This is a genomic window from uncultured Comamonas sp., from assembly GCF_964277875.1.
In the GTDB taxonomy this organism is placed as follows: Bacteria; Pseudomonadota; Gammaproteobacteria; order Burkholderiales; family Burkholderiaceae_C; genus Comamonas; species Comamonas sediminis.
Genome location: NZ_CAXYJV010000004.1, coordinates 1 through 22,251 on the forward strand (window position 1 = coordinate 1; position 22,251 = coordinate 22,251).

At 63.4% G+C, this 22,251-nt stretch carries 19 protein-coding genes; 6 read left to right on the forward strand and 13 right to left on the reverse strand.

Annotation, left to right across the window (positions count from 1 at the left end; all coding sequences use genetic code 11):
- Positions 1 to 83: 83 nt before the first annotated feature.
- Entirely contained in the window at positions 84 to 695 is a 612-nt protein-coding gene (locus ACHWUQ_RS02300; protein ID WP_394680235.1) for a TIGR04141 family sporadically distributed protein, read from the reverse strand.
- Between the two features lie 128 nt (positions 696 to 823).
- Here ACHWUQ_RS02300 and ACHWUQ_RS02305 point away from each other — a divergent pair, with 128 nt between their 5' ends.
- From ACHWUQ_RS02305 to ACHWUQ_RS02325, 5 genes are all read left to right on the forward strand, one after another.
- Positions 824 to 1,021 carry a hypothetical protein gene (locus tag ACHWUQ_RS02305; protein WP_394680236.1) on the forward strand — a complete coding sequence of 66 codons (198 nt, stop codon included), beginning with the start codon at positions 824 to 826 and terminating at the stop codon, positions 1,019 to 1,021.
- Positions 1,022 to 1,654: 633 nt separating this feature from the next.
- Complete coding sequence (locus tag ACHWUQ_RS02310) at positions 1,655 to 2,737, forward strand: DUF4062 domain-containing protein (protein ID WP_394680237.1); 1,083 nt, start codon at positions 1,655 to 1,657, stop codon at positions 2,735 to 2,737.
- A gap of 2 nt (positions 2,738 to 2,739) precedes the next feature.
- Entirely contained in the window at positions 2,740 to 4,521 is a 1,782-nt protein-coding gene (locus ACHWUQ_RS02315) for an alkaline phosphatase family protein (RefSeq protein ID WP_394680238.1), read from the forward strand.
- Between the two features lie 541 nt (positions 4,522 to 5,062).
- A complete protein-coding gene (locus ACHWUQ_RS02320) occupies positions 5,063 to 5,836 on the forward strand; it encodes an enoyl-CoA hydratase/isomerase family protein (protein WP_394680239.1) in 774 nt (257 codons plus the stop codon).
- A gap of 348 nt (positions 5,837 to 6,184) precedes the next feature.
- Positions 6,185 to 6,832 carry a TetR/AcrR family transcriptional regulator gene (locus ACHWUQ_RS02325; protein WP_394680240.1) on the forward strand — a complete coding sequence of 216 codons (648 nt, stop codon included), beginning with the start codon at positions 6,185 to 6,187 and terminating at the stop codon, positions 6,830 to 6,832.
- Between the two features lie 218 nt (positions 6,833 to 7,050).
- Here ACHWUQ_RS02325 and ACHWUQ_RS02330 read toward each other — a convergent pair whose 3' ends face one another.
- The 12 genes from ACHWUQ_RS02330 to ACHWUQ_RS02385 form a co-directional block, all read right to left on the reverse strand.
- Positions 7,051 to 8,244 carry a porin gene (locus ACHWUQ_RS02330; protein ID WP_312415675.1) on the reverse strand — a complete coding sequence of 398 codons (1,194 nt, stop codon included), beginning with the start codon at positions 8,242 to 8,244 and terminating at the stop codon, positions 7,051 to 7,053.
- Between the two features lie 205 nt (positions 8,245 to 8,449).
- On the reverse strand, positions 8,450 to 9,025 hold the full coding sequence (locus ACHWUQ_RS02335; RefSeq protein WP_394680241.1) for a nuclear transport factor 2 family protein: 576 nt from the start codon (positions 9,023 to 9,025) through the stop codon (positions 8,450 to 8,452).
- Positions 9,022 to 11,148, reverse strand: coding sequence for an acetate--CoA ligase family protein (locus tag ACHWUQ_RS02340; protein ID WP_394680242.1), 2,127 nt, complete (start codon positions 11,146 to 11,148; stop codon positions 9,022 to 9,024). Before ACHWUQ_RS02340 ends, ACHWUQ_RS02335 begins: the two co-directional genes overlap by 4 nt.
- 11 nt (positions 11,149 to 11,159) lie before the next feature.
- On the reverse strand, positions 11,160 to 12,311 hold the full coding sequence (locus ACHWUQ_RS02345) for an acyl-CoA dehydrogenase family protein (RefSeq protein WP_394680243.1): 1,152 nt from the start codon (positions 12,309 to 12,311) through the stop codon (positions 11,160 to 11,162).
- A gap of 3 nt (positions 12,312 to 12,314) precedes the next feature.
- Positions 12,315 to 13,493 carry an acyl-CoA dehydrogenase family protein gene (locus ACHWUQ_RS02350; RefSeq protein ID WP_394680244.1) on the reverse strand — a complete coding sequence of 393 codons (1,179 nt, stop codon included), beginning with the start codon at positions 13,491 to 13,493 and terminating at the stop codon, positions 12,315 to 12,317.
- Positions 13,494 to 13,556: 63 nt separating this feature from the next.
- Positions 13,557 to 14,540: a Bug family tripartite tricarboxylate transporter substrate binding protein gene (locus ACHWUQ_RS02355; protein ID WP_394680245.1), complete on the reverse strand. Its 984-nt coding sequence runs from the start codon at positions 14,538 to 14,540 to the stop codon at positions 13,557 to 13,559.
- Positions 14,541 to 14,592: 52 nt separating this feature from the next.
- Positions 14,593 to 15,423, reverse strand: coding sequence for an SDR family NAD(P)-dependent oxidoreductase (locus ACHWUQ_RS02360; protein WP_394680246.1), 831 nt, complete (start codon positions 15,421 to 15,423; stop codon positions 14,593 to 14,595).
- Positions 15,423 to 16,646, reverse strand: coding sequence for an ABC transporter substrate-binding protein (locus ACHWUQ_RS02365; RefSeq protein WP_394680247.1), 1,224 nt, complete (start codon positions 16,644 to 16,646; stop codon positions 15,423 to 15,425). Before ACHWUQ_RS02365 ends, ACHWUQ_RS02360 begins: the two co-directional genes overlap by 1 nt.
- A gap of 442 nt (positions 16,647 to 17,088) precedes the next feature.
- Positions 17,089 to 18,255, reverse strand: a complete 1,167-nt coding sequence (locus ACHWUQ_RS02370; protein ID WP_394680248.1) for a mandelate racemase/muconate lactonizing enzyme family protein — start codon at positions 18,253 to 18,255, stop codon at positions 17,089 to 17,091.
- A 37-nt stretch (positions 18,256 to 18,292) separates the two neighbouring features.
- A complete protein-coding gene (locus tag ACHWUQ_RS02375; RefSeq protein WP_394680249.1) occupies positions 18,293 to 18,991 on the reverse strand; it encodes an SDR family NAD(P)-dependent oxidoreductase in 699 nt (232 codons plus the stop codon).
- On the reverse strand, positions 18,981 to 19,955 hold the full coding sequence (locus ACHWUQ_RS02380; RefSeq protein ID WP_394680250.1) for a Bug family tripartite tricarboxylate transporter substrate binding protein: 975 nt from the start codon (positions 19,953 to 19,955) through the stop codon (positions 18,981 to 18,983). The genes ACHWUQ_RS02375 and ACHWUQ_RS02380 overlap by 11 nt, the downstream gene beginning before the upstream one ends.
- An 85-nt stretch (positions 19,956 to 20,040) precedes the next feature.
- On the reverse strand, positions 20,041 to 20,979 hold the full coding sequence (locus tag ACHWUQ_RS02385) for a dihydrodipicolinate synthase family protein (RefSeq protein ID WP_394680251.1): 939 nt from the start codon (positions 20,977 to 20,979) through the stop codon (positions 20,041 to 20,043).
- 123 nt (positions 20,980 to 21,102) lie between these two features.
- Between ACHWUQ_RS02385 and ACHWUQ_RS02390 the strand changes: the two genes are divergently transcribed.
- Positions 21,103 to 22,095 carry a LysR family transcriptional regulator gene (locus ACHWUQ_RS02390; protein ID WP_394680252.1) on the forward strand — a complete coding sequence of 331 codons (993 nt, stop codon included), beginning with the start codon at positions 21,103 to 21,105 and terminating at the stop codon, positions 22,093 to 22,095.
- Positions 22,096 to 22,251: the final 156 nt, after the last annotated feature.

Here is a 22,251-nt window from a genome sequence, read left to right on the forward strand (position 1 = left end):
CTGGTCTCCTGCTGCTCAACATAGCTGCAGGCTAGGGTTAGTGCGTGGGTCAGAATTAGATGGAAATCCTGGGGGTTAGTGGGTCACTTCTGTGTGGAAATCAACAACGGGAGATCCGAAAGGTCAAGGCGGACAGAGACGGACAATGCATCACTGCCTGTCATACGAGTGCCGAGAGAAGAATTCCTGGGCGCGCCAACGATGGCCTTTAGCATGTCCTGCTCGACACTGAGGCCAAACTGATCGGGCGTGGTCTCCTGCCCTGATTGGATGCGCATCTGGCTTTCTATGGCATTCAACGACTGCACATCGACACAGCGAAAGGTCTTGGGGTCGACGGCGTTGAGCGCGCAAAGAAGTCCGAACCGCTCTTCGATCACATCGTCTCTCAGTAGAAAGCGACCGCCTTGCCCAAATACGAGAACAAAGCAGCGGCCATTGACCTGCATAAAGAACGCTGCAGCGACACCCGGCACCGCAAGTTCCCTTGGATCGATGAACTCCTTGAAGAGTGCTGACCATTTCGGCGGCGACGGCGGATTTCTCCGTACGAAAAGCTGTCCAGCCCCATGCCCGGCAATAGGGACTTCTACAGGCGCAGCACAAGCTTCGGCTTTAATAACTTCTTGACTACTTGTAAATGGCAATTTGACAAGAAAGATGCTGAGATGGTTGACCTTCTTTTCTTCGTTCACGCCTGGCCTCCTCCAGTAGCATTATTTATGAATTCTTAACCGAACTTGTGTCAATTGATGCTTTCCCTCGAAATCACGCTGAAGTGCCGGCGTCGTGCGCTTACTGAGGCGGAACTACAAATCCACGGATGATTCACCGGAATTCTATTTGTAAACTGCGCATTCCAGTGGCCGGTAGGCAGGGTTGTATTGACCCGGTGAATTTCCGCTCAGATGTTATCGTGGAAGGACACACAGATGAGGACCCTGATTATGATGAGGCTATTTTGGTGCTGCATGCAAGAAAAAAGCTGGCCTGCCTGCTGGGCAAAGAGGACGAGAAGTGATCCTCAGCCGTCAGCAGGGATTGACGCAAAACGGTGTGGCGGTCAGTCTGGTCAAGCTATGGCGGTAGTTCCACATTTACAGGCGCACGGTGTACTACCGCAATACCGTTACCGGACGGTGGCTCACTTGCTTAGTGTCAGCAAGAACACTGTGCTGCGTATCTTCCAGATCAAGGGCTGGCAGATGCGCAAGCGCCCAATAGGCATTAGGCCAAGAATCCAGGCTTTGCCGTCTGTGACCAGGCCTCCGACCAACGCTGTGTAACGGATCTATGCCGAGTTTGGGCGGGGCACAAAGGGTGGGCCTTGCTTGCCCTGGTGATTAACTGCTATGCCGAGAGCTGCTCGGTTGGCTCCTGAGCCGAAGTGGCTGATCCAAGATAGCAGAATCTGCCCTGGAGCAGGCCATAATTGCTCGAAATGGGGCCTGGGCAAGGTCAAACATCGTTTCTTTCCAGTGCTTGGCGGCACGGAGAAGTTCCTTCAAGAGACTTGCCACGCTCCCTTGCGAATCTACTGTGGCTAGCAGAATAACGGAGCCGCTTAGTAAATAAGCCAAACTACCATCAGAAAAGCAATAAGGAGATCCACTTGCCCAAATCTCTCATACGAGTCATGCTCTCAAGCAGATGTATGGATCCTTTTCCTGCAGATAGCGGTACCACGTTAACGGACTTGCGAAAGAAATTGAAGAAGGAAATTGAGGCAGTTCAAGTTCTGGGGCGCAAGTTGTTCGAGGTCTGGATCAACGAAGACGCGCCGCCGGCCGAGGGTGCACAAGATAGCTGGGATGCCTGTCTGCAAGCCGTGCGCGATTGCGATGTACTTATCGTGCTATCCAACGGCAATGCAGGCTGGGCCGCAGGCGACCAGGACATCGGCATCTGCCACGCGGAATACATGGAGGGCCTTCGTTCTGCGCAAGCCAAGGTGCGCCTGGTGGCATTACCGACAGTGGCCGACGCTCAGGGCTCTGCAGGCGAGCGCAATCGGCGCTTTCAGGACTATCTCTCGCGGCAGAGCGCCTTCCGGGGCGGTGAGGTGAAGACCGCCGCCGATGCCCAAAAACGCGTGTTCGAGGCTCTCTCGGATGCCGTGGTTTCGCTGACGCAACGAGGCGTACAGGCTGCCGCGTCGACGCGCTTCGATGTCGGCGCCGCCCTGGACTGGTCCCGGCTCGACTTCCGTCAACGAAAAATGGCAATGGAGTCAACGCTCAAAACAGCCTTGGGCGGGCTCAAGGGCGCCAAGGCGGTGGATGGCGGTGTGGTGGTCAACCTGGATGGTAAGGACGTAGCGGTAGTCGTTCACGCAATTCCGGCCTCGTTCAGCTTGGCCGCGGCGCGCGAGCTAGTGGGACGGCCCTTCCTGGAAGATCACCAACGCGTCAAGCTACTGGATTCCGCGCACGGGCCGCTGCACTTGATTGCCTGTCACCGCGGTGCGACAGAAACCCAGGCCACGTCGCTACTGGGATTTCCAGACGCGACCGTGGTAAGCGGCCCCTTTGGGGTGTTCGTGGCCGATGACGTGCAGAAGGTGCAATTTGCCTTCTTGGCCAACTGCCGAGACGACTCACAGACGCGACACGCCAGTCAACGGTTTTTTGAATGGTTGCAACAAACCGGTGAAGCAGCGCTGGTGGCACGCAGGGCGGTATCTCGCGCTCGGATCGTTAAGGTGGTAGCGAAAGAAATGAATGCCTCAGGAGACTGAACATGAATGAAAAAGATCTGCTGCTGGGGCCGGTGTTGTCGTTCCGCGGTATCGGAAAAGGGGATGCTTGGCGAGTAACGGCACTGATTGGCCTCAAGGGAGGTGCACAGATTCCGGAATTCCAAGTCGATGGCAAGACATGTCCTGCACCTACGGAGCTGTTGTCAACGCGTGGCGAGCGCTATCTGCGCTACGACCTTTCCTGCAAGGTCTTGAAGGATGAGCGCACGGTGAGCTACGGCATCCCTGGCGGGCTGACCTGGAGCATGACGGTGCCTGGCAAGGATTTCTCTCCGCGCATGGCCTATGTATCGTGCAATGGATTCTCTGACCCTGCGGTGATGAGGAAAATCATCCGAAAGTCAGATGCGGTGTGGGAGGACCTGCTCTACAGCCATGATCGCAAACTACGCAGAAAGCCTGGGGAGGGAGAAGTCAAGCTGCTGGACAAGGAACAGTTGTGGCATGAGAAGCGCATTCACAACAAAGGCCTGCAGCGTTTTCACATAATGCTCATGGGCGGCGATCAGATCTACTTTGACTCTATCTGGGAAGACATCAAAGCACTGCGGCAATGGGTTGGCCTGCCTCGCCAGGCCCAACTGAACTTCAAGGTCAGCAAGCCTCTCGAACGGGAGATAGAGGCCTACTATTTCGGCCTGTACAAACAACGATGGCTCCCCATTGAGAGGCAGCCATGGTCATCCGCGACGGCTGCGCTTGATGCAGGGGCAGCGATGGCGTCCATGCCAACCATCATGGTGTGGGACGACCACGACATCTTTGACGGCTGGGGGTCATACAGCTGCGAGATGCAGAACTGCGAGCTATTTCAAACACTCTTCCGCCACGCACGTAGGGCATTCTGGGTGTTCCAGATGCAACATGCGCTGGAAGATCTGCCTGAACTGGAGGACACAACGCCGGCAGGATTCACCCGTCAGGATCCTCTGCTAAAGCCTATCTCATGGAGCAAGGTGCTCGCTAAGGACTCGCTAGCGCTGCCGCTGCTTGACAATCAACCAGGATTTACGTCCGCCTACTCGATCGGGCCAGTAGCTGTCGTTGCTGCCGACTTGCGCACGGAGCGCTCCCGAACCCAGGTCATGGGATCGGATACGTGGCGGCAAATCAAGGAATGGACTGGCAACCTGAGGTCTGGAGGCGCTGGGCCGCAGCCGAAGATTGGATGTCAGCACCTGCTGTTCATGTCCTCTGTGCCGGTGGTGCACCCAAAGCTTCCATTGGCAGAACTATTTTTGGATAAATTCGGGCAGGACCATGTTACCGACAGCAACGCCGACGATCTTAAAGATCACTGGTCCCATGATGACCATGAGGGAGAGCGCAAGCGACTGCTCGAGGTGCTTTCTAGTTTTGCTCGCGACAAGAAGATTCGGGTCTCCTTGGTCTCTGGGGATGTGCATGTTGCAGCGTGGGGGACAGCCTATCGCAAAGATCTGCCCGCTTCCGAAACGTGGTCGCAGATGCACCAATTTACCTCGTCTGCCGTTGTTCACCCATCGCTGATGGGGGTGACGGAGCGGTTATTTCTTGCTTGGTTGAACTCCAATGCCAAGAAGCCTCAAAACATCGATGTGCAGTATGTCGCTGAAGTCATGACGTTTCCGGGACATGACACGCATATCATGGCGGCGCGGAACTGGCTTGCCTTGGAGCTAGATCTTGGGTCTGCCGAGGGGTGCAAGCTTTGGGCGACCTGGCGATGTGAGACCGAAACTAGTTTTTCTAACCACTTGGTTGCGGTGGCGCCCATCGCCTAAGTTGATCACTTGCAGTCGGGTGAATCGACCAGAGGTTTGTAGATAATTCAACGCATCCTATTACCCTCTAATCCCCTGGCGGCGTTTAGGTGCAGACTGGGACTTCAGTCAACGCGCCTTGCAATGACTGCTATGTGTATCAGCAGCCATCCGTGTGCAAAAGTTGAGCGACTGCATCCAGCCTGAAGCTGCCTCTAGCAGCCACGACTTACAGGGCCGCTTATGGCCGCAAGAATGTACTTAGAACACCGCAAACTAGCTGCGGACACTAGCGTGCCAACGACGAATGCGAGTTCCCTGAAGCCTCTAAACGCGCATAAGTCCAGTTCAAAGCCTGGCGCGAGGAAATTAAATATCTCCAAGCTTTGGCGCGCATAGCCACCCAGACGACACCCTGCTTCGGCCCTCCTGCAGTGCCCCCAATCACCTGAGCGACACCCCAACCCCTCCCCCGTAGCAACCCGCTTGAGCCCTCCGCCGTTATTCGCTAATATTTACTTGCCGACCGGTAAATTACTAGTATTCAACCAGGAGACCCTGCATGGCCTACAACACGCTCATCGTCGATATCAAGGACAAGATTGCCGTTGTCACCCTCAACCGCCCGCCCGTCAACGCGCAGAACAAGGAGTTCCGCAACGAGATCATGGAGCTGTTTGACGAGCTGTCTGACCGCGACGATGTGGCCTGCATCGTGCTCACGGGCACGGGCAAGGTGTTCTCGGCCGGTGCCGACATTCGTGAACGCCCCAACCTGGCGGGTGAGCCCGGCGCCTATGGCCGCCACAACCGCCTGGTGCGCGAGTCGAACAACGCGATCATGGAGTGCTCCAAGCCCATCATTGCGGCGATCAACGGGCCGGCGCTGGGGGCTGGCTTTGGGCTGGTAATGGCTTCGGACATCTGGGTGGCCTCGGAAGATGCCTATTTCTCGATGCCTGAAATCAATGTGGGCCTGGCGGGGGGCGTGACCTTCTTGCAGCGCTATTTCAGCCAGTCGCGCGCGCGCCGCATGTTCTTTACCGGCATGAAGGTGTCGGCGCAAGAGATGTACCGCCTGGGCCTGATCGAAGCCTGTCTGCCCGCTGATGAGCTGATGCCCTATGCGATGGAGATGGCGCGCGAGATCGCCTCCAAGAGCCCTATCGCCTTGCGCCTGGCCAAGGAAGCCGCGCGCATGACCTTGCTGATGCCCACCCGTGATGCCTACCGCTATGAGCAGGGCAACACCGTGGCGCTGTCCAAGACGGAAGACACGCGCGAGGCGCAGCAAGCGTTTCTGGAAAAGCGCGAGCCGGTCTACAAGGGCCGCTGAGACTAGCCGGGTACCGCTAAGAGCCGCTGACACAGGCCTTGATAGGTTGTTGCCTCGCCGGCCGCGCCCTGTCCTGCCGGGGGCGAGCCTCAACTGCAAACCATCGGTTTGCTGGGCCTTGTTAGCGGCCCCCCTTCCCACGTGCCGAGAATCATCGATCGCTGCCGCCCCTGGGCTACAACCCTGGGGCAACGCAGCCTTTGCGCCCCCCCGACAGCGTCGGGCTGGGCCCGATGGATGGATGATTTTCGTTGAACTATGATGGTGCCACCGCCCAGAAGCCACAAGCCGCCGGGTGCGGATCGACCGTCTCCCGGGCGATATCAGCGCACATAAATTTTGGTGACTATGCAAAAAAACACGACAAAAACCTCCGACGCCCCCGAAGAAGGCAGCAGCACGCGCATGCGTGTGGAAGACCGGAAAGAGCAACTGATAGAAATAGCGATGCGGCTGTTTGCCACCAAGGGCTTTGACGGCACCTCGCTGCGCGACATTGCCGACGAGGCTCAGATCACCAAGGCCGCGCTGTACTACCACTTCCCCAACAAGGATGCGCTCTACGAAAGCATCCTGGTCGATGGCATGCGCACCCTCGTCAACTACGTGTCTGCAGCGATGGGCAAGGTGACCAGCCCCGAAGCCAAGGTGCGCGAGTTCATGCTGTCCTCGGCCGACTATATGGAGCGCAACCGCGACTCCTGGATCGCCGGCTCCAACATGTTCTGGTTTGGCGACAATGCCAAGCCCCGCCCCGAGAACCTGGCCCTGCGTGACGAGTATGAAAAACTGCTGCGCGACGCGGTCAAACAGGCCATTGACAGCCAGGTGTTCCAGAAGGTGGACCCCACCATTGCCAGCCGCATGCTGTTGGCCGTGCTGAACCAGCTGCCCCGCTGGCACTCACCCACCGGGCGGCTCAGCACCCGCCAGGTGGTGCAGCAGTACATTGACATGATCTTCCAGGGGCTGCTGGCTAGCAATCCAACACGCTAAAGCTACTCCCCATCAAGAGCCGCTAACACGGCCCAGCAAACCGAAGGTTTGCGGTTGAGACTAGGCGTCCCCGACTAGGCGACCTGCCGCAGGCAGTACAGTAGTACGACGAGGCTGGGCGCGGCCGGCGAGGCAACGACGTATCAAGGGTTGTGTTAGCGGCTCTAAACAAGGCCCAGGCGCTGCAAACGCCTGGGCCTTTTTGCTTTGTTCGGCTATCAGAAGCTGTGGATGATGCCCACCCGGTAGGCATTGCTGTTGCCGTTGTTGGTAAAGCCGGCCGCAGTCACCGCGCCGGTCAAGGTGTAGCCGGCGCCGTTCTTGTTCTTCACATAGCCATAGTCCGTGTACAAGGTGGTGCGCTTGGACATGGGGTACAGGTAGGCCACGCCGTACTGGCGCGCATCGCGGTTCAGCGGGCCGGTGTCGTTCAGGTCGATGGCATTGAGCAGCAAGGTGCCTGGGCCGAGCTTGACCGAGGCGCCGATCGAGAAGCTGCGGTCGTCCTGGCCTTCGTAGTAGCCCACGGAGGGGAAGCCGGCCAACTGACCGCTGTTGTCCAGGCCAGTGTTCACGGTGGGCGTGATGGCCGCGCCGGGGTTCTTGAAGGTGGCAAACGAGCCAAACAGCTTGAAGGCCTTGAAGTCATAGGCCAGCGCCGAGTTGAAATAGCGCGTCGCCGATCCATCGGTGGGGTTGGTCATGCGCGTGGCCGATACCGCTGCGCTCCAGGCATCGTTCTTGTAGAACAGCGCCAGCGTGTACTGGTGGGCGCGGTGCTCGATGTCGATGTTCTGGCGCGTGTACTCGCTGATCGTGTATGCCGCTTTGCCGATAAAGCCGCCGATCGACGGGCTTTGGTAGAGGATGTTGTTGTTCTGCCGGCCGGGCGAGGGCTGGATGCCCTGCAGGTTGCCTCCGCCGCCCAGGCCAAAGGGGTCACCCACGGCCTGCACTTCGGTCGGCAGCGATGCCAGGGTGCGGCCCATGCGCAGCTCGCCAAAGTTGCCGGTCAGGCTGATCAGCGAGCCCCGGCCAAAGGCCTTGGCGCCAAAGCCCTGGTTTTGCTGCTGCGCGCCGTTGGAGGTGTTGATACCCATCTCCAGCTGGAAGTTGGCCCGCAGGCCGCCGCCCAAATCTTCGCTTCCCTTGAAGCCCAGGCGCGAGCCCATCATGTGGCCGCTCTCCAGCTTGGTGGCGCGCTGGCCTTGCATCGAGACGCTGGCCACGCTGCTGTCGATCAGGCCATAGACCTGTACCGAGCTGCTGCTGCCCAGCGCCAGCCCCCCGGCTGGCGAGGTGATCTGCTTGAGCTCCTGGGTCTGCGCGGTTTGCGCCGCTGCGCCCCCGGCCGCCGTAGTGGCGATGAGTGCTGCGAGCAGCGGATGAAGTCTGGGCTTGTTGGCTTTCATGGTTTGTCTCCTGTAGTACTTTTGGAAAGACGTGGTCGGGCCTGGCCCCATGCACGACCACGGTGAAAACGCTTTGCTGTTTTGTTAGACCGAGCAGATCCGCACCGCGCTAGACAGCGCAGTGAGAAAGGGAGTCCCTGCAATCAAACGCAGGGGCAGAAGGGGCGGATGCGATCCGCCAGATCGAGCGCGGTTAGCGGCGCGGTTACGGGCTTGAGGGCATAGCCACCTCGCGCATCAACGCGTACCAGGGGTCGTCAGGCGCCCTGGCGCCTATCGGCAGGCGCCGGCCAAAGCGCGTGGCTTCGTCCTGCGTGGGCGCGGCCCAGATGTCCTGCCAGTCGTAGACCACCACGCGCTTGGCCACCCGCCATTCGCGCGCGGCCGTGGCCGTGGCGCGGCAGGTAAACAGATCCACATAGCGGCCGCACAAGAAGGTGGCGCGCGGCGCGCCAGCGGCATCTGTGTCCGTCTGGTAGGCCAGAAAATACGCCTCCACCGCAGCGGCATCGCCGTTCAGCTGGATGGACAGGTTGGCGATGTTGTGGATGTAGCGCCCCTTGGCTAATTGGGGCAGCGCTGCCTGGATAAAGCCTTCCCCACTGCCCTGGTAGGCGCCATGGCGGTCCGTGGCATCCGGCCAGTAGGCGGCGCGCAGGGCGGCTTCGTCGCCCCGGTCAATGCCCCGGCAGTACGAATAGAGGGCTTCGCGGATCGCCTCGCGGTCGCTCAATGCCTGGAGCCGCGCCTCCAGCTGGGCCAGCCTGGCTTCGCTGCTCATGGCTGTGCCCCCTGCTGCTTCTGCACGCGCAGCTCGATCACCGCATCCAGGCACATGGCGCCCTGGGTGCGCACCATCAGCGGGTTGATGTCCACGCTCTGGATGCTGTCGGCATGCTGCACCGCAAACTCCGACAGCCGGCACAGCGCCTGCACCAGGGCGGCCTCGTCGTAGTGCGGCCCGCCGCGCCAGCCGCGCAGCAGCTGGCTGGAGCGCACCGCATCGACCAGCGCCTGGGCGCGGGCTGTGCTGAGCGGTGCCGATGCCAGCGCCACATCCTGGAACAGCTCCACCGCCGTGCCGCCGCTGCCATACATGACCATCTGGCCAAAGGTCGGGTCGCGGTGCAGGCCCAGGATCACCTCCACGCCGCCACTGAGCATCGGGGCGATCAACACGCCCTCCAGGCGGGCACCGGGCCGCGCTGTGCGGGCGCGGTCCATCAAGGTGCCAAAGGCGCGTTCGACGGCAGCGGCATCCTGCAGGTTGAGCATCACGCCGCCGACCTCGGTCTTGTGCGCGATGTCGGGCGAGACGATCTTGGCCACGACCGGGAAGCCCACCTGCGCTGCGGCAGCTGCCGCCTGGGCAGCGCTGCTGCACAGATGCTCGGGCGGCACCGGCAGGCCAGCGGCTGCCAGCGCGCGTTTGGCGCCGCTTTCGGTATGCACATCGTCCAGCGCCAAAGCCGGCGCGGCAGTCTGCGCACCGTCGGGCAGTTGGTACAGCGTCTGCCAGCGCTGGCGGATCTTGGCCAGGCTGGCAACGGCGCGCACCGCGCGGGTCGGGTCCTCAAACACGGCCACGCCCTGCTTTTCCAGCGCGCTGCGCACCTGGGGCAAGGCCAGCATCACCAGAATGGTCAGGCGCTCGCGGTGCTGCGCGGCCAGCGCGGCAATCTCTTGCTGGGTGCTGGCAAAGCGCTCGGGCGACAGGCCCACATGGGCCAGGTAGCCCAGCACCGCGCCATAGCGCGTGTGCTCCAACATCACCCCCAGGGTGCGCGAGGTGCCACGGGCCACCGACGTGACCTGGGCCGTCATGTCCAGCGGGTTGGCGGCCACCGCAAAGGGCAGCAGCGCCAAGGTGGCCTCGCGGGCGGGGGCGGGCAAGGGGGGCAGCTCCATGCCCTGTGCGCCCGCCTCGTCGGCCATCAGCACGCCGATGCCGCCCGAGCCGGTGAACACGCCCAGTTCGTCATTGGCCGGCAGCACGCCGCTGACGGTGTAGAGGTAGGCGATGTCCAACATCTCCTCGATGGACTCGGGCCGCAGCGCGCCGCATTCGCGGAACACCGTGTCGTAGACCTTGTCGTTGCCGGCCAGCGAGCCGGTGTGGGTGGAGGCAGCAGCGGCACCCAGCTCGGTGCGCCCCACCTTCATGATCAGCACCGGCTTGCCAGCGCGGGCTGCCTTGAGCAAGGCGCGGCGCAGGCGGTTGCCATCGCGGCAGGATTCGACCGCTGCGCAGATGATGCGGGTGTCGGGGTCGTCGGCCAGGTAGTCGATGCTCTCGGCCACATCGACATCGGCCTCATTGCCGGTGGCGATGATCTTGCTGAAGCCCAGGCCGCGCAAGGTGGCCATACCATAGGCGGCCGAGCCAAAGGCGCCGCTTTGCGTGGCCAGCGAGATGGCGCCCGGCTGGGGCTGGGCGCCGTTGAGAAAGGTCGAGAAGGTCGAGAAAAAGCGCGCCGGCACATTGAGCAGGCCCAGCGAGTTGGGGCCGAGCATGCGCACACCTGCAGCGCGGCACAGGCCGACAATGCAGTCCTGCAGCGCGCGGCCGGCTGCGTCAATCTCGGCAAAGCCGGCGGTCATCACCTGGATGGCCTTGACGCCCTTGGCAATGGCATCGCGCACGGCCTCTTCCACCCCGGCCACCGGCACGCAGATGATGGCCTGGTCGACCGGGAAAGGAATATCGGACACCTTTTGGTAGGACTGCAGGCCCTGGATCAGCGCGCCGCTGCGGTTGACCGGGTAGATGGGCGCGGCAAAGCCGGCTTCGAGCATGAAGCGCAGCGGGCGGCCGCCAATGCGCTCGGGATCGGACGAGGCGCCGACCAGCGCCACCGAGCGGGGGTGGAACAAGGCGTCGAGGGACGAAGATGCGTGGCTCATGGCGGGTCCTCTCAGGCGCGGGCGGAGGTGGGGGCGGTTTCAGCGGCGACTTCGGCTGCGATCTCGGCGGCCATGTCGGCTGCCAGGCTGTCGAGCTGCTCGTAGCGGTCGCCCCACTGCAGGCTGCAGCCAATGGCATGCATAGCCAGGCGCGCGGCAGGCAGCTCGCGCGACATGCCAATGCCGCCATGCAGCTGGATGGCCGACTCGCCCACCTGGCGGGCCGCGATCGACAGGTAGTGCTTGAGCAATGCCACTGCATGCGCGTCACTATCCCCCAGGTCAAAGGCCACGACGCGCTCGCGCACCATGCCGCGCACGCTTTCATAGGCCACATACATGTCCACCGTGCGGTGGCGCAGCGCCTGGAAGGTGGAGAGCTGCACGCCAAACTGCTGGCGGGTGTTCAGGTACTCGATGGTCTGCTCCACCATCGCGCCAATGGCGCCGACGATCTGCGCGCAGCAGACCAGCGCGCCCACGGTATTGGCGCGCTCGGCAGCAGCCACGGCCGCCCGGCCGCGTTGCAGCACGGCGCTGGCGGGCAGGCGCGTGGCTTTCAGGGCCAGGTCAGCGGTCAGCCGGCCGTCGTGGCCGGCCCAGCTTTGCAGGCTGCCGCCTAATTGGTCGCGGCTGGCCAGCAGCAGCAAGGCTTCGCCAGCAGCGCTGCGGGCCAGGAAGAGCAGATGGCTGGCCGGCTCGCTCAGGTCGATGCCGCGCAGGCTGCCCTGCAGTTGCACGCCTTCGGCATCGACCATCGCCGTCAGGCTGCAGCTGCCGTCATGCGCAAACACGGGGGCGATGGAGACTTCACCGGCGGCCAGCAGGCCCAGCATCTGCGCCACATCGTCGCGGCCGGGGATGGCGCCCAGCACCGCTGGCACCACGGCGCAGCGTGCAACCAGCGGCGTGGTCAGGCCATAGCGGCCAGCGGCCTCTGCGATCGAGGCCACATCGGCGAAGGTGGAGCCCGCGCCGCCACTGGCCTCGGGCACCAGCACGGCTTGCCAGCCGAGCTCCAAAAACTGCTGCCAGCTGTCACTGGCCTGGTCAGTGGCCTGGGCTTCGGTCAAAGCGGCATTGACCGCCACCGCATCGGCTGCCACCCGCAGCGTTGTGTCGTACAGGTCGCCCGGAAACATGGGAGAGGCTTGAAAAGGCATGGGTCAGGCTCCAAAGATATCGCGTGCAATCACGTTTTTTTGTACTTCGCTGGTACCGCCGGCCAGCGTGCGCGAGCGGTAGAAGAGGTAGGTGTGGATCAGCTCGCGCTTGAGCTCCACATCGGCGGGGCTGCTCTCGGGCAGGCTCGGAATCAGGCGGGCCGCGTAGTCGGGGCTCATGTCAAAGGCGATGCCGATGATCTGCTGGGCCAGGTCGGAGCAGAACAGCTTGAGCGCCGAAGACTTTGACGAGGCCAGGGTGCCCTGCATCTCTTCGTCGATGGCGCTGATCAGCATCTCCTTGGCGCCCGCCACGGCCGCCTGCGCCAGGAACAAGCGCTCCAGCAGCATGTGCTGGCTGGCGCCCTGTTGTGTACGGCCGCGCTCGCGCAGCGGCTGCTCAATCTGCTCCAGCAGACGCACCAGGCGCGGCACGGTGGCGGGCGACAGGCGCTCGCGGTCGAGCAGGAACTTGGCGCAGGCCCAGCCGCCGCCCTCTTCGCCAATCAGGTTGGCCACGGGCACGCGCACATCGCGCAGGAACACCTCGTTGACATGGTGCCAGTGGTCAATCGTCGGGATGGGGCGCACCTCGATGCCGGGCGTGTCCATCGGCACCAGCAGCAGGGAGATGCCGGCCTGCTTCTTGCCTTCTTTGGAAGTGCGCACGAGGGTGTACATCATGTCCGCCTCCTGCGCATGGGAGGTCCAGATCTTCTGGCCGTTGATGACATAGTCATCGCCATCGCGCACCGCTGCGGTGCGCAGCGAGGCCAGGTCGGAGCCGGCGCCGGGCTCGGAGTAGCCCTGGCACCACCATTCGCTGCCGTCCACAATGCGCGGCAGGTAGCGCTCCTTTTGCGCGGGCGTGCCAAAGTGCATGATCACCGGGCCGATGTGGCCGATGCCATGGTGGTAGAGCGGCGGGCAGTCTTCCTGCGCCATCACCTCTTCAAACAAATAGCGCTGCTGCATGTCCCAGCCGGTGCCGCCCCACTCGATCGGCCAGTTGGGGGCGCTCCAGCCCTTGCGTTGCAGGATCTTGGCCCACGCGCTCATCTCGGCGCGGCCCAGCTTCTCGTTGGCGCGGACCTTGGCTTTCAGCGCGGGCGGGCAGTGCTGCTGCGCAAAATCGCGCAAGGTTTGTCGAAAGTCGGCATAGGGATCGGTGGTTGCTGTCATGTTTCCGGGTTCAAGGTCAAATCAAACGACAAGGGGCGGGCAAGGGCTGGGCGCCCCCTGCCCTCATTCCTGGGTAATGTGCTTTTCTCGGATCACGGCGGCCCAGCGCGGGCGCTGGGTATCCAGGTAAGCCGTGAAGTCTTCGGGGCCGAGCAGGTGCAGCTCGCCGCCGGGGCGGGTGACGCCCTCGGCCACGCTGGGCACCTCCACCACCGCGCGCAGATCGCGGTAAATGCGCTGCTGCAGGGCTGCGGGCACCTTGGCGGGCATGAAGAAGCCAAAGAAGCTGCTGCAGCTGTAGCGCTTGAGCTCGGGCGCGGACGACTGGGAGAACGGGGTCAGCGGCAGTGCGCTGCGCACGGGCTTGTCACTGGCAACGCCCAGCACCTTCATGCGCCCGGCTTGCACATAGCTGACCGAGCTGGGTGCATCCAGCAACGCAGCCACCTCGCCAGCCATCAACGCATTCAAGGCCGGGGCATTGCCCCGGTACGGCGCGTGGATGATGTGCGCGCCGACGGCCGAGGCCAGCATCTCGGCACAGATATGCGGGCTGGAGCCCACGCCCGACGAGGCAAAGGCGACCTTGCCATCATTGGCGCGCATATAGCTGGCGAACTCGGCCAGGTTGTTGGCGGGCACTTGCTTGCCCACATACAGCACACTGGGCGACTCGGACACCATCATCAGCGGCTTGAGGTCCTGCGGGTCATAGGGCAGCCGGGCCATCATCAGCGGGTTGGTCAAGTAACCCAGGCTGCTCAGCAGCAAGGTGTGGCCATCGGCGGGGGCCCGGGCAACCAGGGCCGTGCCAATCGTGGTGCCGCCGCCGGGGCGGTTGTCGATCACCACCGGCTTGCCCCATTTCTCGGCCAGCACCGGTGCAATGGCGCGGGCCACCTGGTCGGTAAAGCCGCCGGCCGCATAGGGCACGACGATGGTGACCTGCTTGTCAGGGAACTCCGCCGCCTGCACCACCGCCCCGGCCCAGGCGCCGATGAGCACGCCCCAGCTGGCGGCCCGCTTGAATTTTTGAGAGATAGACACGGCAGGTCTCCATCACAAAATACGTTGTTGCTAGGGGCTGGCCCGTTGCGGCCTAGCCTGCGGCAGCGGCCTGGGGCACGCGGCGCTGCGCCGCCTGGTCCTGCCAGGCCTGTTGGGGCAGCGAGGCCATCATCGTGTGGGCCAGTCCGCCATCGACCACCAGCTCAGCGCCGTTGATGTAGGCGGCCGCATCGCTCAGCAAGAAGCTGACGGCACCGGCTATATCACCCGGCTCACCAATGCGGCGCAGCGGCACGCGCTGCTCGCGGTGGGCCTTGGCGGCCGGATCGGCGTAGGCGAGCGCAGTACCGGGCGTGGCGATCAAGCCGGGCGAGAGCGCATTGGTGCGCACACCCAGCGGCCCCCACTCGGTCGCCAGCTGGCGCACCAGCATCAGCGCCGCCGCCTTGCTGGCACTGTAGGCGCCCAGCGGCGGCGTGGCATGGCTGGCCGATACCGAGGTGATGACCACGATGCTGCCGCCACTGGCACGCAGCGGCGCCAGCGCCGCCTGGGCCAGCAGCAACGGCGCCCGCGCATTGAGCGCAAAGGTCCGGTCCCATTCGGCGACTGGGTAATCGCTCAGCGCACCGGGAAAGGCCGCGCCCGCATTGCTGACCAGGCCATCGAGCCCGCCCCAGTGCTGCGCGGCAGCAGCCACCGCCTGGGCGGCAAAGTCCAGCCCCGACAGATCACCCGCCAGTACCTGGACCTGGGCGCCCAGCGCTTGCAGTTCGGCGGCCAGCGCATCCAGCTCGGCGGCATGCTGGTCCAGCAGGGTCAGCTGCGCGATACGGCCCTGGTCCTGGGCGTCTTGGGCCAGGCGCAGCGCAATGGCGCGGCCAATGCCGCGTGCGGCACCGGTGACGAGGGTGCGGCCCATCACTGCCCCTTGAGCAGGTCGCAGACGCTTTCGGAGGCGGGGCGCCAGGCGTCTTCCGGCGCGATGGTGCCGATAATCTTGTAGTAGTCGAACTTGGCCTTGGACTCCGCCGGTGTCTTGACCTGCACCGCATAGAGCGGCCGCAGCACCTGGCCATCGGCCCGCACCTTGACCTGCTTGGAGAAGAAGTCATTGACCGGCAGCTCGCGGATCTTGGCCGCCACGGCCTTGCCCTCGTCGGTACCGGCGGCCTGCACCGCCTGCAGGTAGTGCGTGGTGGCGCTGTAGGCACCGGCCATCAGGTAGGTGGGCGCGCCGTTGTTGTAGCGCGCCATGAAGCGCTTGGACCAGGCCCGGGTCTCGTCGTTCTGGTCCCAGTAGAAGGGCAGCGCCAGCTGCAGGCCCTGGGCCACATCCAGGCCCATGGCGGTGACACTGTTGATCGTCATGCCAAACACCGCTACCTTCTGGCCGCCCCGCGCAATGCGGTATTCAGCCGCTTGCTTGAGTGCGTTGGACAGGTCCAGCCCCGCGTTGATGATGACAATCGCCTCGGCACCGCTGGCCTGCGCCTGCAGCAGGTAGGACGAGAAATCGGCCGTGCCCAGCGGATGGCGCGTAACCCCGGCCACCTTGCCGCCCCCTTCTTTGATAAAGCGGGTGGCCTCATCCAGGTAGGCCTGGCCAAAGGCGTAGTCGACCGCGATGAAGTAGAAGCTCTTGACGCCCTGCTTCAGCAGCGCCTTCACCCCTGCCTTGGGCATCGCGTAGGAGTCGGCAACAAAGTTGAAATTCATCGGCGAGCAGGCCTTGTTGGTCAGGTCGGCCGTCGTGGTGCCTGCGATCAGGTAGGGCTTGCTGCGCTCCTTCATCAGCTGGGCCACCGTCAGCGCGATCGACGAGGCGGAGTTGCCGACGATCGTGTCGAACTTCTCCACATCCAGCCAGCGGCGGGTGATGCTCAGGCCAATGTCGGGCTTGTTCTGGTCATCGGCCACCACCACCTCGATGGGCTTGCCCAGCACCTTGCCACCAAAGTCCTCGACCGCCATCTTGACGGCCAGCGCATGGCCGGGACCGCCGTTGCCCGAGTAAGGCCCCGTCTGGTCCCCCATCACACCGATGCGGACCACGTCATCACTGACCTGGGCCCAGGAACCAGACGGCGCGGCCATGGCCGCGAGTAACGACAAAAGCAATGCATGCGGGCGTACAGATTTCACGTTGTCTCCTTGATCAGCTCTTTTTTTGCGATGAACCGTGTCTTTGGCCGGCCGTCCAGATCTTGGTGTTGGACTACATACCTGCCGACAGGTAAATAGTACAAACAAAAGCTTGAAAGGCTTTCAGTGCTAACCCTTGGTCGCTCGGAGCTGTGTGTTTTTGCCCCTGCTGGATGGGGCTGGGGAGGCCTATGCACAGGCGGTGCTGGCTGGCGTCAAAGGCCTGAGAAACCGCCGAGGCATTCCCTGCTCTCAGCGACAGTTGCGCATGCCCCAGCAGGCATGGCGCATAAAGAAAACGCCTCGGCTTTAAACAAGCAGAGGCGTGAAAGAGGTGCCGCAGATGGACGCGATGGCAAGCGTCGCCTTGCGCGACGGCTTGCCGATTCTCAGAACTACTGCTCCAAGCGCCCTGTTCCCAAGCGCTTGCAGCCAGACCGGGTCAGGAAGCCAGGGCCTGCATCTCCGCGATCAGATCGGACTTGCCTTCAAAGCCAATGCCTGGCAGCGCTGGCAGGGTGACATAGCCGTTGTCCACCTTCACGCCATCGGGGAAGCCGCCATAGGGTTGGAACAGGTCCGGGTAGCTTTCGTTGCCACCCAGGCCCAGGCCTGCGGCGATGGCCAGCGACATCTGGTGGCCGCCGTGGGGAATGCAGCGGCTGGGCGACCAGCCGTATTCCTTGAGCATGTCCAAGGTGCGCAGATACTCCACCAGGCCATAGCTCAGCGCGCAGTCAAACTGCAGCCAGTCGCGGTCCTTGTGCATGCCACCGTGGCGGATCAGGTTGCGGGCATCCTGCATGGAGAACAGGTTTTCACCGGTGGCCATGGGGCCCTTGTAGACCTCGCCCAGCTTGGCCTGCAGTTCAAAGTCCAGCGGGTCGCCGGCCTCTTCGTACCAGAACAGCGGGTACTGCGACAGCGCCTTGCCATAGTCGATAGCAGTATGCAGGTCAAAGCGGCCATTGGCATCCACCGCCAGCTGCTGGCCAGGGCCCAGGATCTTCAGCACCGATTCAATGCGCTCGCAGTCCTCGGCCAGGGTGGCGCCGCCGATCTTCATCTTGACCACCGAGTAGCCGCGCGCCAGGTAGCTTTCCATTTCCTTCTTCAACCCATCCAGGCCCTTGCCGGGGTAGTAGTAGCCGCCAGCGGCATAGACAAACACGCGCGGGTTGGGCGTGCCATTGCCATAGCGTTCGGCCAGCAGCTGGAACAAGGGCTTGCCGGCGATCTTGGCGGTGGCATCCCAGACAGCCATGTCGATGGTGCCGACAGCCACCGAGCGTTCACCATGGCCGCCAGGCTTTTCATTGATCATCATGCGGGCCCAGACCTTGTGCGGGTCCAGGTTCTCGCCGGTCTCGTCCAGCAGGCTGCCGGGCTCGGCCTCCAGCACGCGGGGGATAAAGCGGTCGCGCATCAGCGCGCCCTGGCCGTAGCGGCCATTGGAGTTGAAGCCATAGCCAATGACGGGCCTGCCGTCGCGGATCACATCGGTGACCACCGCGACCAGGCTCAAGGTCATCTTGGAGAAGTCGATGTAGGCGTTGCGGATGTCCGACTTGATGGGACGGGTGGATTCGAGGATGTTGACGATCTTCATGGTGGTCATCGGTTGTGAAAATGGGGGGGATGAAATATCAACGGGCCAGAGACGAGCCACCACAGATAGCGATGTCCTGCCCGGTAATGGCTGCCGCCGCCGGAGACAGAAGAAAGCCCACCAGCGCGGCGATCTCGGCCGGCTCGATCAAGCGGCCAATGGGTGGCAGGCGCGGCGCACTGCCAGCGCGGGCCGGGTCGTTCAACATGCCGGTCGCCGTGGCTGCGGGAGATACCACGTTCAGCGTCACGCCCTGCGCAGCCACCTCGGCCGCCCAGCTGCGCGCCAGCGCGATCAAGGCCGCCTTGGTGGCGGCATACTGGCCGCGCCCTGCCATGCCTTGCGCCACCCGGCTGCCGATAAACACGACCCGGCCCTGGCCGCGCTGCGCCATGCCGGGCACGATGGCATCGGCCAGGCGCGTCGCGGCATCCACATGCAGGCGCCACATCAGCGTGCCGCCATCGTGGTCCAGCTGGCCCAGCGTGCCCACGCGCAGCACGCCAGCGGCATGCACCAGTGCATCCACGGCGGGCAGGTCGGCAGCGCTGCTTGCGATGGCGGCGCCATCCGTCAGATCGACCACCACATGCGCATAGCTGCCATGCACGATGGCGGCCGGTGCCAGGTCCAGCCCCGTGACGCGCCAGCCCGCCGCCAGCAGCGCCTGGGCAATGGCGCGGCCAATGCCACTGCTGGCACCGGTCACGACGGCATGGCGGGCGTCATTCAGCACGGATGTTCCCTTCGCTCACGATCTTTTGCGCGCGCTCGATCTCGCTGCGCTGGAATTGGGCAAAGTCCTCCACGCTGCCGGGGGTGGACAGCAGGCCCTGCTCCTTGAGCTTGGGGCCCATCTCGGCCAGGGCCTTGTTGACCTCGGCGTTCAGCCGCTGCACCAGCGCGGGCGGTGTCTTGGCCGGTGCCCAGAGGCCATACCAGCTGTAGAACTCATAGCCGGGAATGGTCTCTGCCACCGTGGGTACATCTGGCAAGTTGGGTACGCGCTGGGCCGAGGTAACGGCCACCACGCGCAGCATGCCGCCCTTGTGGTACTGGAGCGAGCCAAGGATCGGGTCAATAAAACCGTCGATCTGCCCACCGATCAAATCCTGGAAGGCGGGCGCCGTGCCCTTGTACGGAACGATCAAATAATCCAGCCCACCCGCGCGTTTGAGCAGCTCGGTAGACAAATGGCCGGCAGAGCCGATGGAGCCCACCGCAAAAGTCATCTTGCCGGGGTTGGCCTTGCCGTAGGCAATGAGCGACTTGATATCCGTCACCGGCAGGTTCTTGTTGATGGCCACCGACAGCGGGGCCTTGGCCACCAGCGCAACCGGCGCAAAATCCTGCGTCACGTTGTAGGGCACGGACTTGAGGGTGAGTGGCGCTGTCACATGCGTAGAAGCACTGAACAGCAGGGTGTAGCCATCGGCCGGGGCGCGGGCCACCGTCTCACCGCCGATCACGCCGCTGGCACCGGGCTTGTTCTCGATGACAAAGGGCTGGCCCAGTTGGTCGGCCAGCTTTTGCCCCAGCATGCGGCCCACCGCATCGAGCGTGCCGCCCGGCGGAAACGGGATCACGACCCGCACCGGCTTGGCCGGGTAGGTCTGCGCAAAGCCGCTGGCGGCCAGGGCCAAGGCGGCAGCGCCCATGGCGCTGCGTAGCGCAGTACGGATGAATGCTTGGCGTTGCATAGTGTCTTGTCTCCTGTCGGTTTTTTTAGATGTATGACCCCAGGAGCAGAGGACTCATAATCCTCTGCCCCGCTTCAACAGCTGCTTAGCGCTTGAGCAGCCCGGCTTGCTTGACGGCGGCGCGCAGTGCCTCGACTTCCTTGGCATTGGGCGCTTCGGTCGGTGGGCGCACGGTGGCGTCGTCGATCACACCGGCCAGGTACATGCCGCCCTTCATGCGGGCATGGGCCTCGCCGGTGGGTTCGCCACCGCCATACACGGCATCCTTGAGCGGGGTGATGATGGCCTGCACGTCCATCGCCTTCTTCAGGTCGCCCGCCTTCACGGCGTTCCACAGGTCGATGATCAGTTGCGGAATAAAGGTCGCAAAGCCCACCAGCGCGCCGTCCACGCCCTGCACCATCGAGGCGAGCAGGTACTCGTCATGGCAGGTCAGGATGGCCTTGGAGGCATCGGCCTCGCGGATCGCCTGGATGTCGCGGGCGTATTTGTTCATGTCGCGCTGGCCCACCTTGAAGGCCTGCAGGTACGGCAGCTTGGCCAGGTCGGCCAGCAGTTGCGACGAGTATGAGGCACGCGTCCAAGCGGGGTAGACATGGCAGACCAGGTCGGCATTCGGGGCAGCTTTGTGGATGGCTTCGAAATACTGCAGCGCATGGCCGGAGGTGAAGCCAAAGCGCAGCCAGTGGTGCGGGGGCATCACATCCAGGGCCACGGCGCCGGCTTCCACCGCAGCGCGGGCATGTTCGGCCGCATCGGCCAGGCCTTCGCAGACGATGGACGAGATCACCGGCACGCGGCCCTTGAGCTCGTCGGCCACAATGCGTGTCACCTCAGCGCGCTCGGCCGGAGTCAGCGAGAACACCTCGCCGGTATGGCCGTTGGTCATGATCGCCACCACGCCGTCGTGGCCGGCTAGCCAGGATGCGAGCTTGCGCAGTGCGGGTTCGTCAATGCGGTGGTCCGGGGTGAAAGGGCAAGAGATGGCAGGAATAATTCCACGATAATTCGCGATGGCAGGCATGTTTTTGTCTCCGTTAGGGGTGCGGGTGGTCAACGGTGTTCATCATTTCCTACCGGGTCCCTGCTGTCCAATACCCGAAACGCATACATGTATCTATGAGCCAGGAAGGCTCCAAGGAAACCCATGGGACCCGGCAACCGCCCGCTCGATCTGGAGTGGCTCGAAGACTTCATGGCGCTGGCCGATACCGGCAACTTCTCGCGCGCAGCCGAGGCCCGCGCCATTGCCCAGCCGGCGTTCAGCCGCCATATCCGCTCGCTGGAAGACTGGGTCGGCGTGGAGCTGTTTGACCGCAGCGCCCACCCTGCCGCGCTCACCCCCGCCGGCCAGCGCTTTATGCCGCTGCTGCAAAACGTGCTGGCCAACCTGGAGGCCGCCCGCATCAAGGCCCGCGCCGCACACGACACAGCGGCCGCCAGCCTGCGCTTTGCCGCTACCCATGTGCTGTCGCTCACTTTCTTTCCGCGCTGGCTGGTGGGCATGGAAGCGCAGCTGCGCATGGGCCCGATCCAGACGATGAGCGACAGCTCCCTCGCCTGTGAAGACCTGATGCTGCAGCGGCGCGTGCAGTTTGTGCTGTGCCACGGCCATGCCGCCGTGCCCGGCCGCCTGGACGAAGGCCAGTACCCCATGCTCCGCCTGTCCGATGATTTGCTGTGCCCCGTCAGCGCCGCCGCACCCGATGCCCCCGGCCAGCCGCTGCACCGCATCGGCCAGCACAGCGCCGTCCCGGTCCTCGCCTACAGCGAAGCCTCCGGCCTGGGCCGCATCATGCGATCGCGCATGCGCGGCATGTTTGCCGACGGCGCCGACGCCGTGCACGCCGCCCAGCCCGGCATGGAGCATGGCGTCGCCGTCGTGTTTACCGCCCACCACGCTGCCTTACTCAAAACCATGGCGCTGGAAGGCCGAGGCATCGCCTGGCTGCCCCACAGCCTCATCACCGAAGAGCTGCGCAGCGGCAGCCTGGTGCCCGCTGGCGACGACAGCTGGAACGTACCGGTGGAGATCCGCCTGTACCGCCAACGGTCGGAGATGGCGCCGGCGGCGGAGGCTTTGTGGGCGCTGGTGCAGGGGCAGCAGGCTGAGAGTACGGATAAGAAGCAAGCCGGCTGATGAGCCATAGAGCGGCAGTCAAGCAGCGAATATCGCGCTGGATGACCTGTTCATGTGGAGCGGCGCTTCACCCCAGTGCGTTCTACCAAGCACTCAAACGGCGCTTTGGCCAAAGCGCCGAAGCCAGCAATTCATGGACGCGGGCAACACACACTG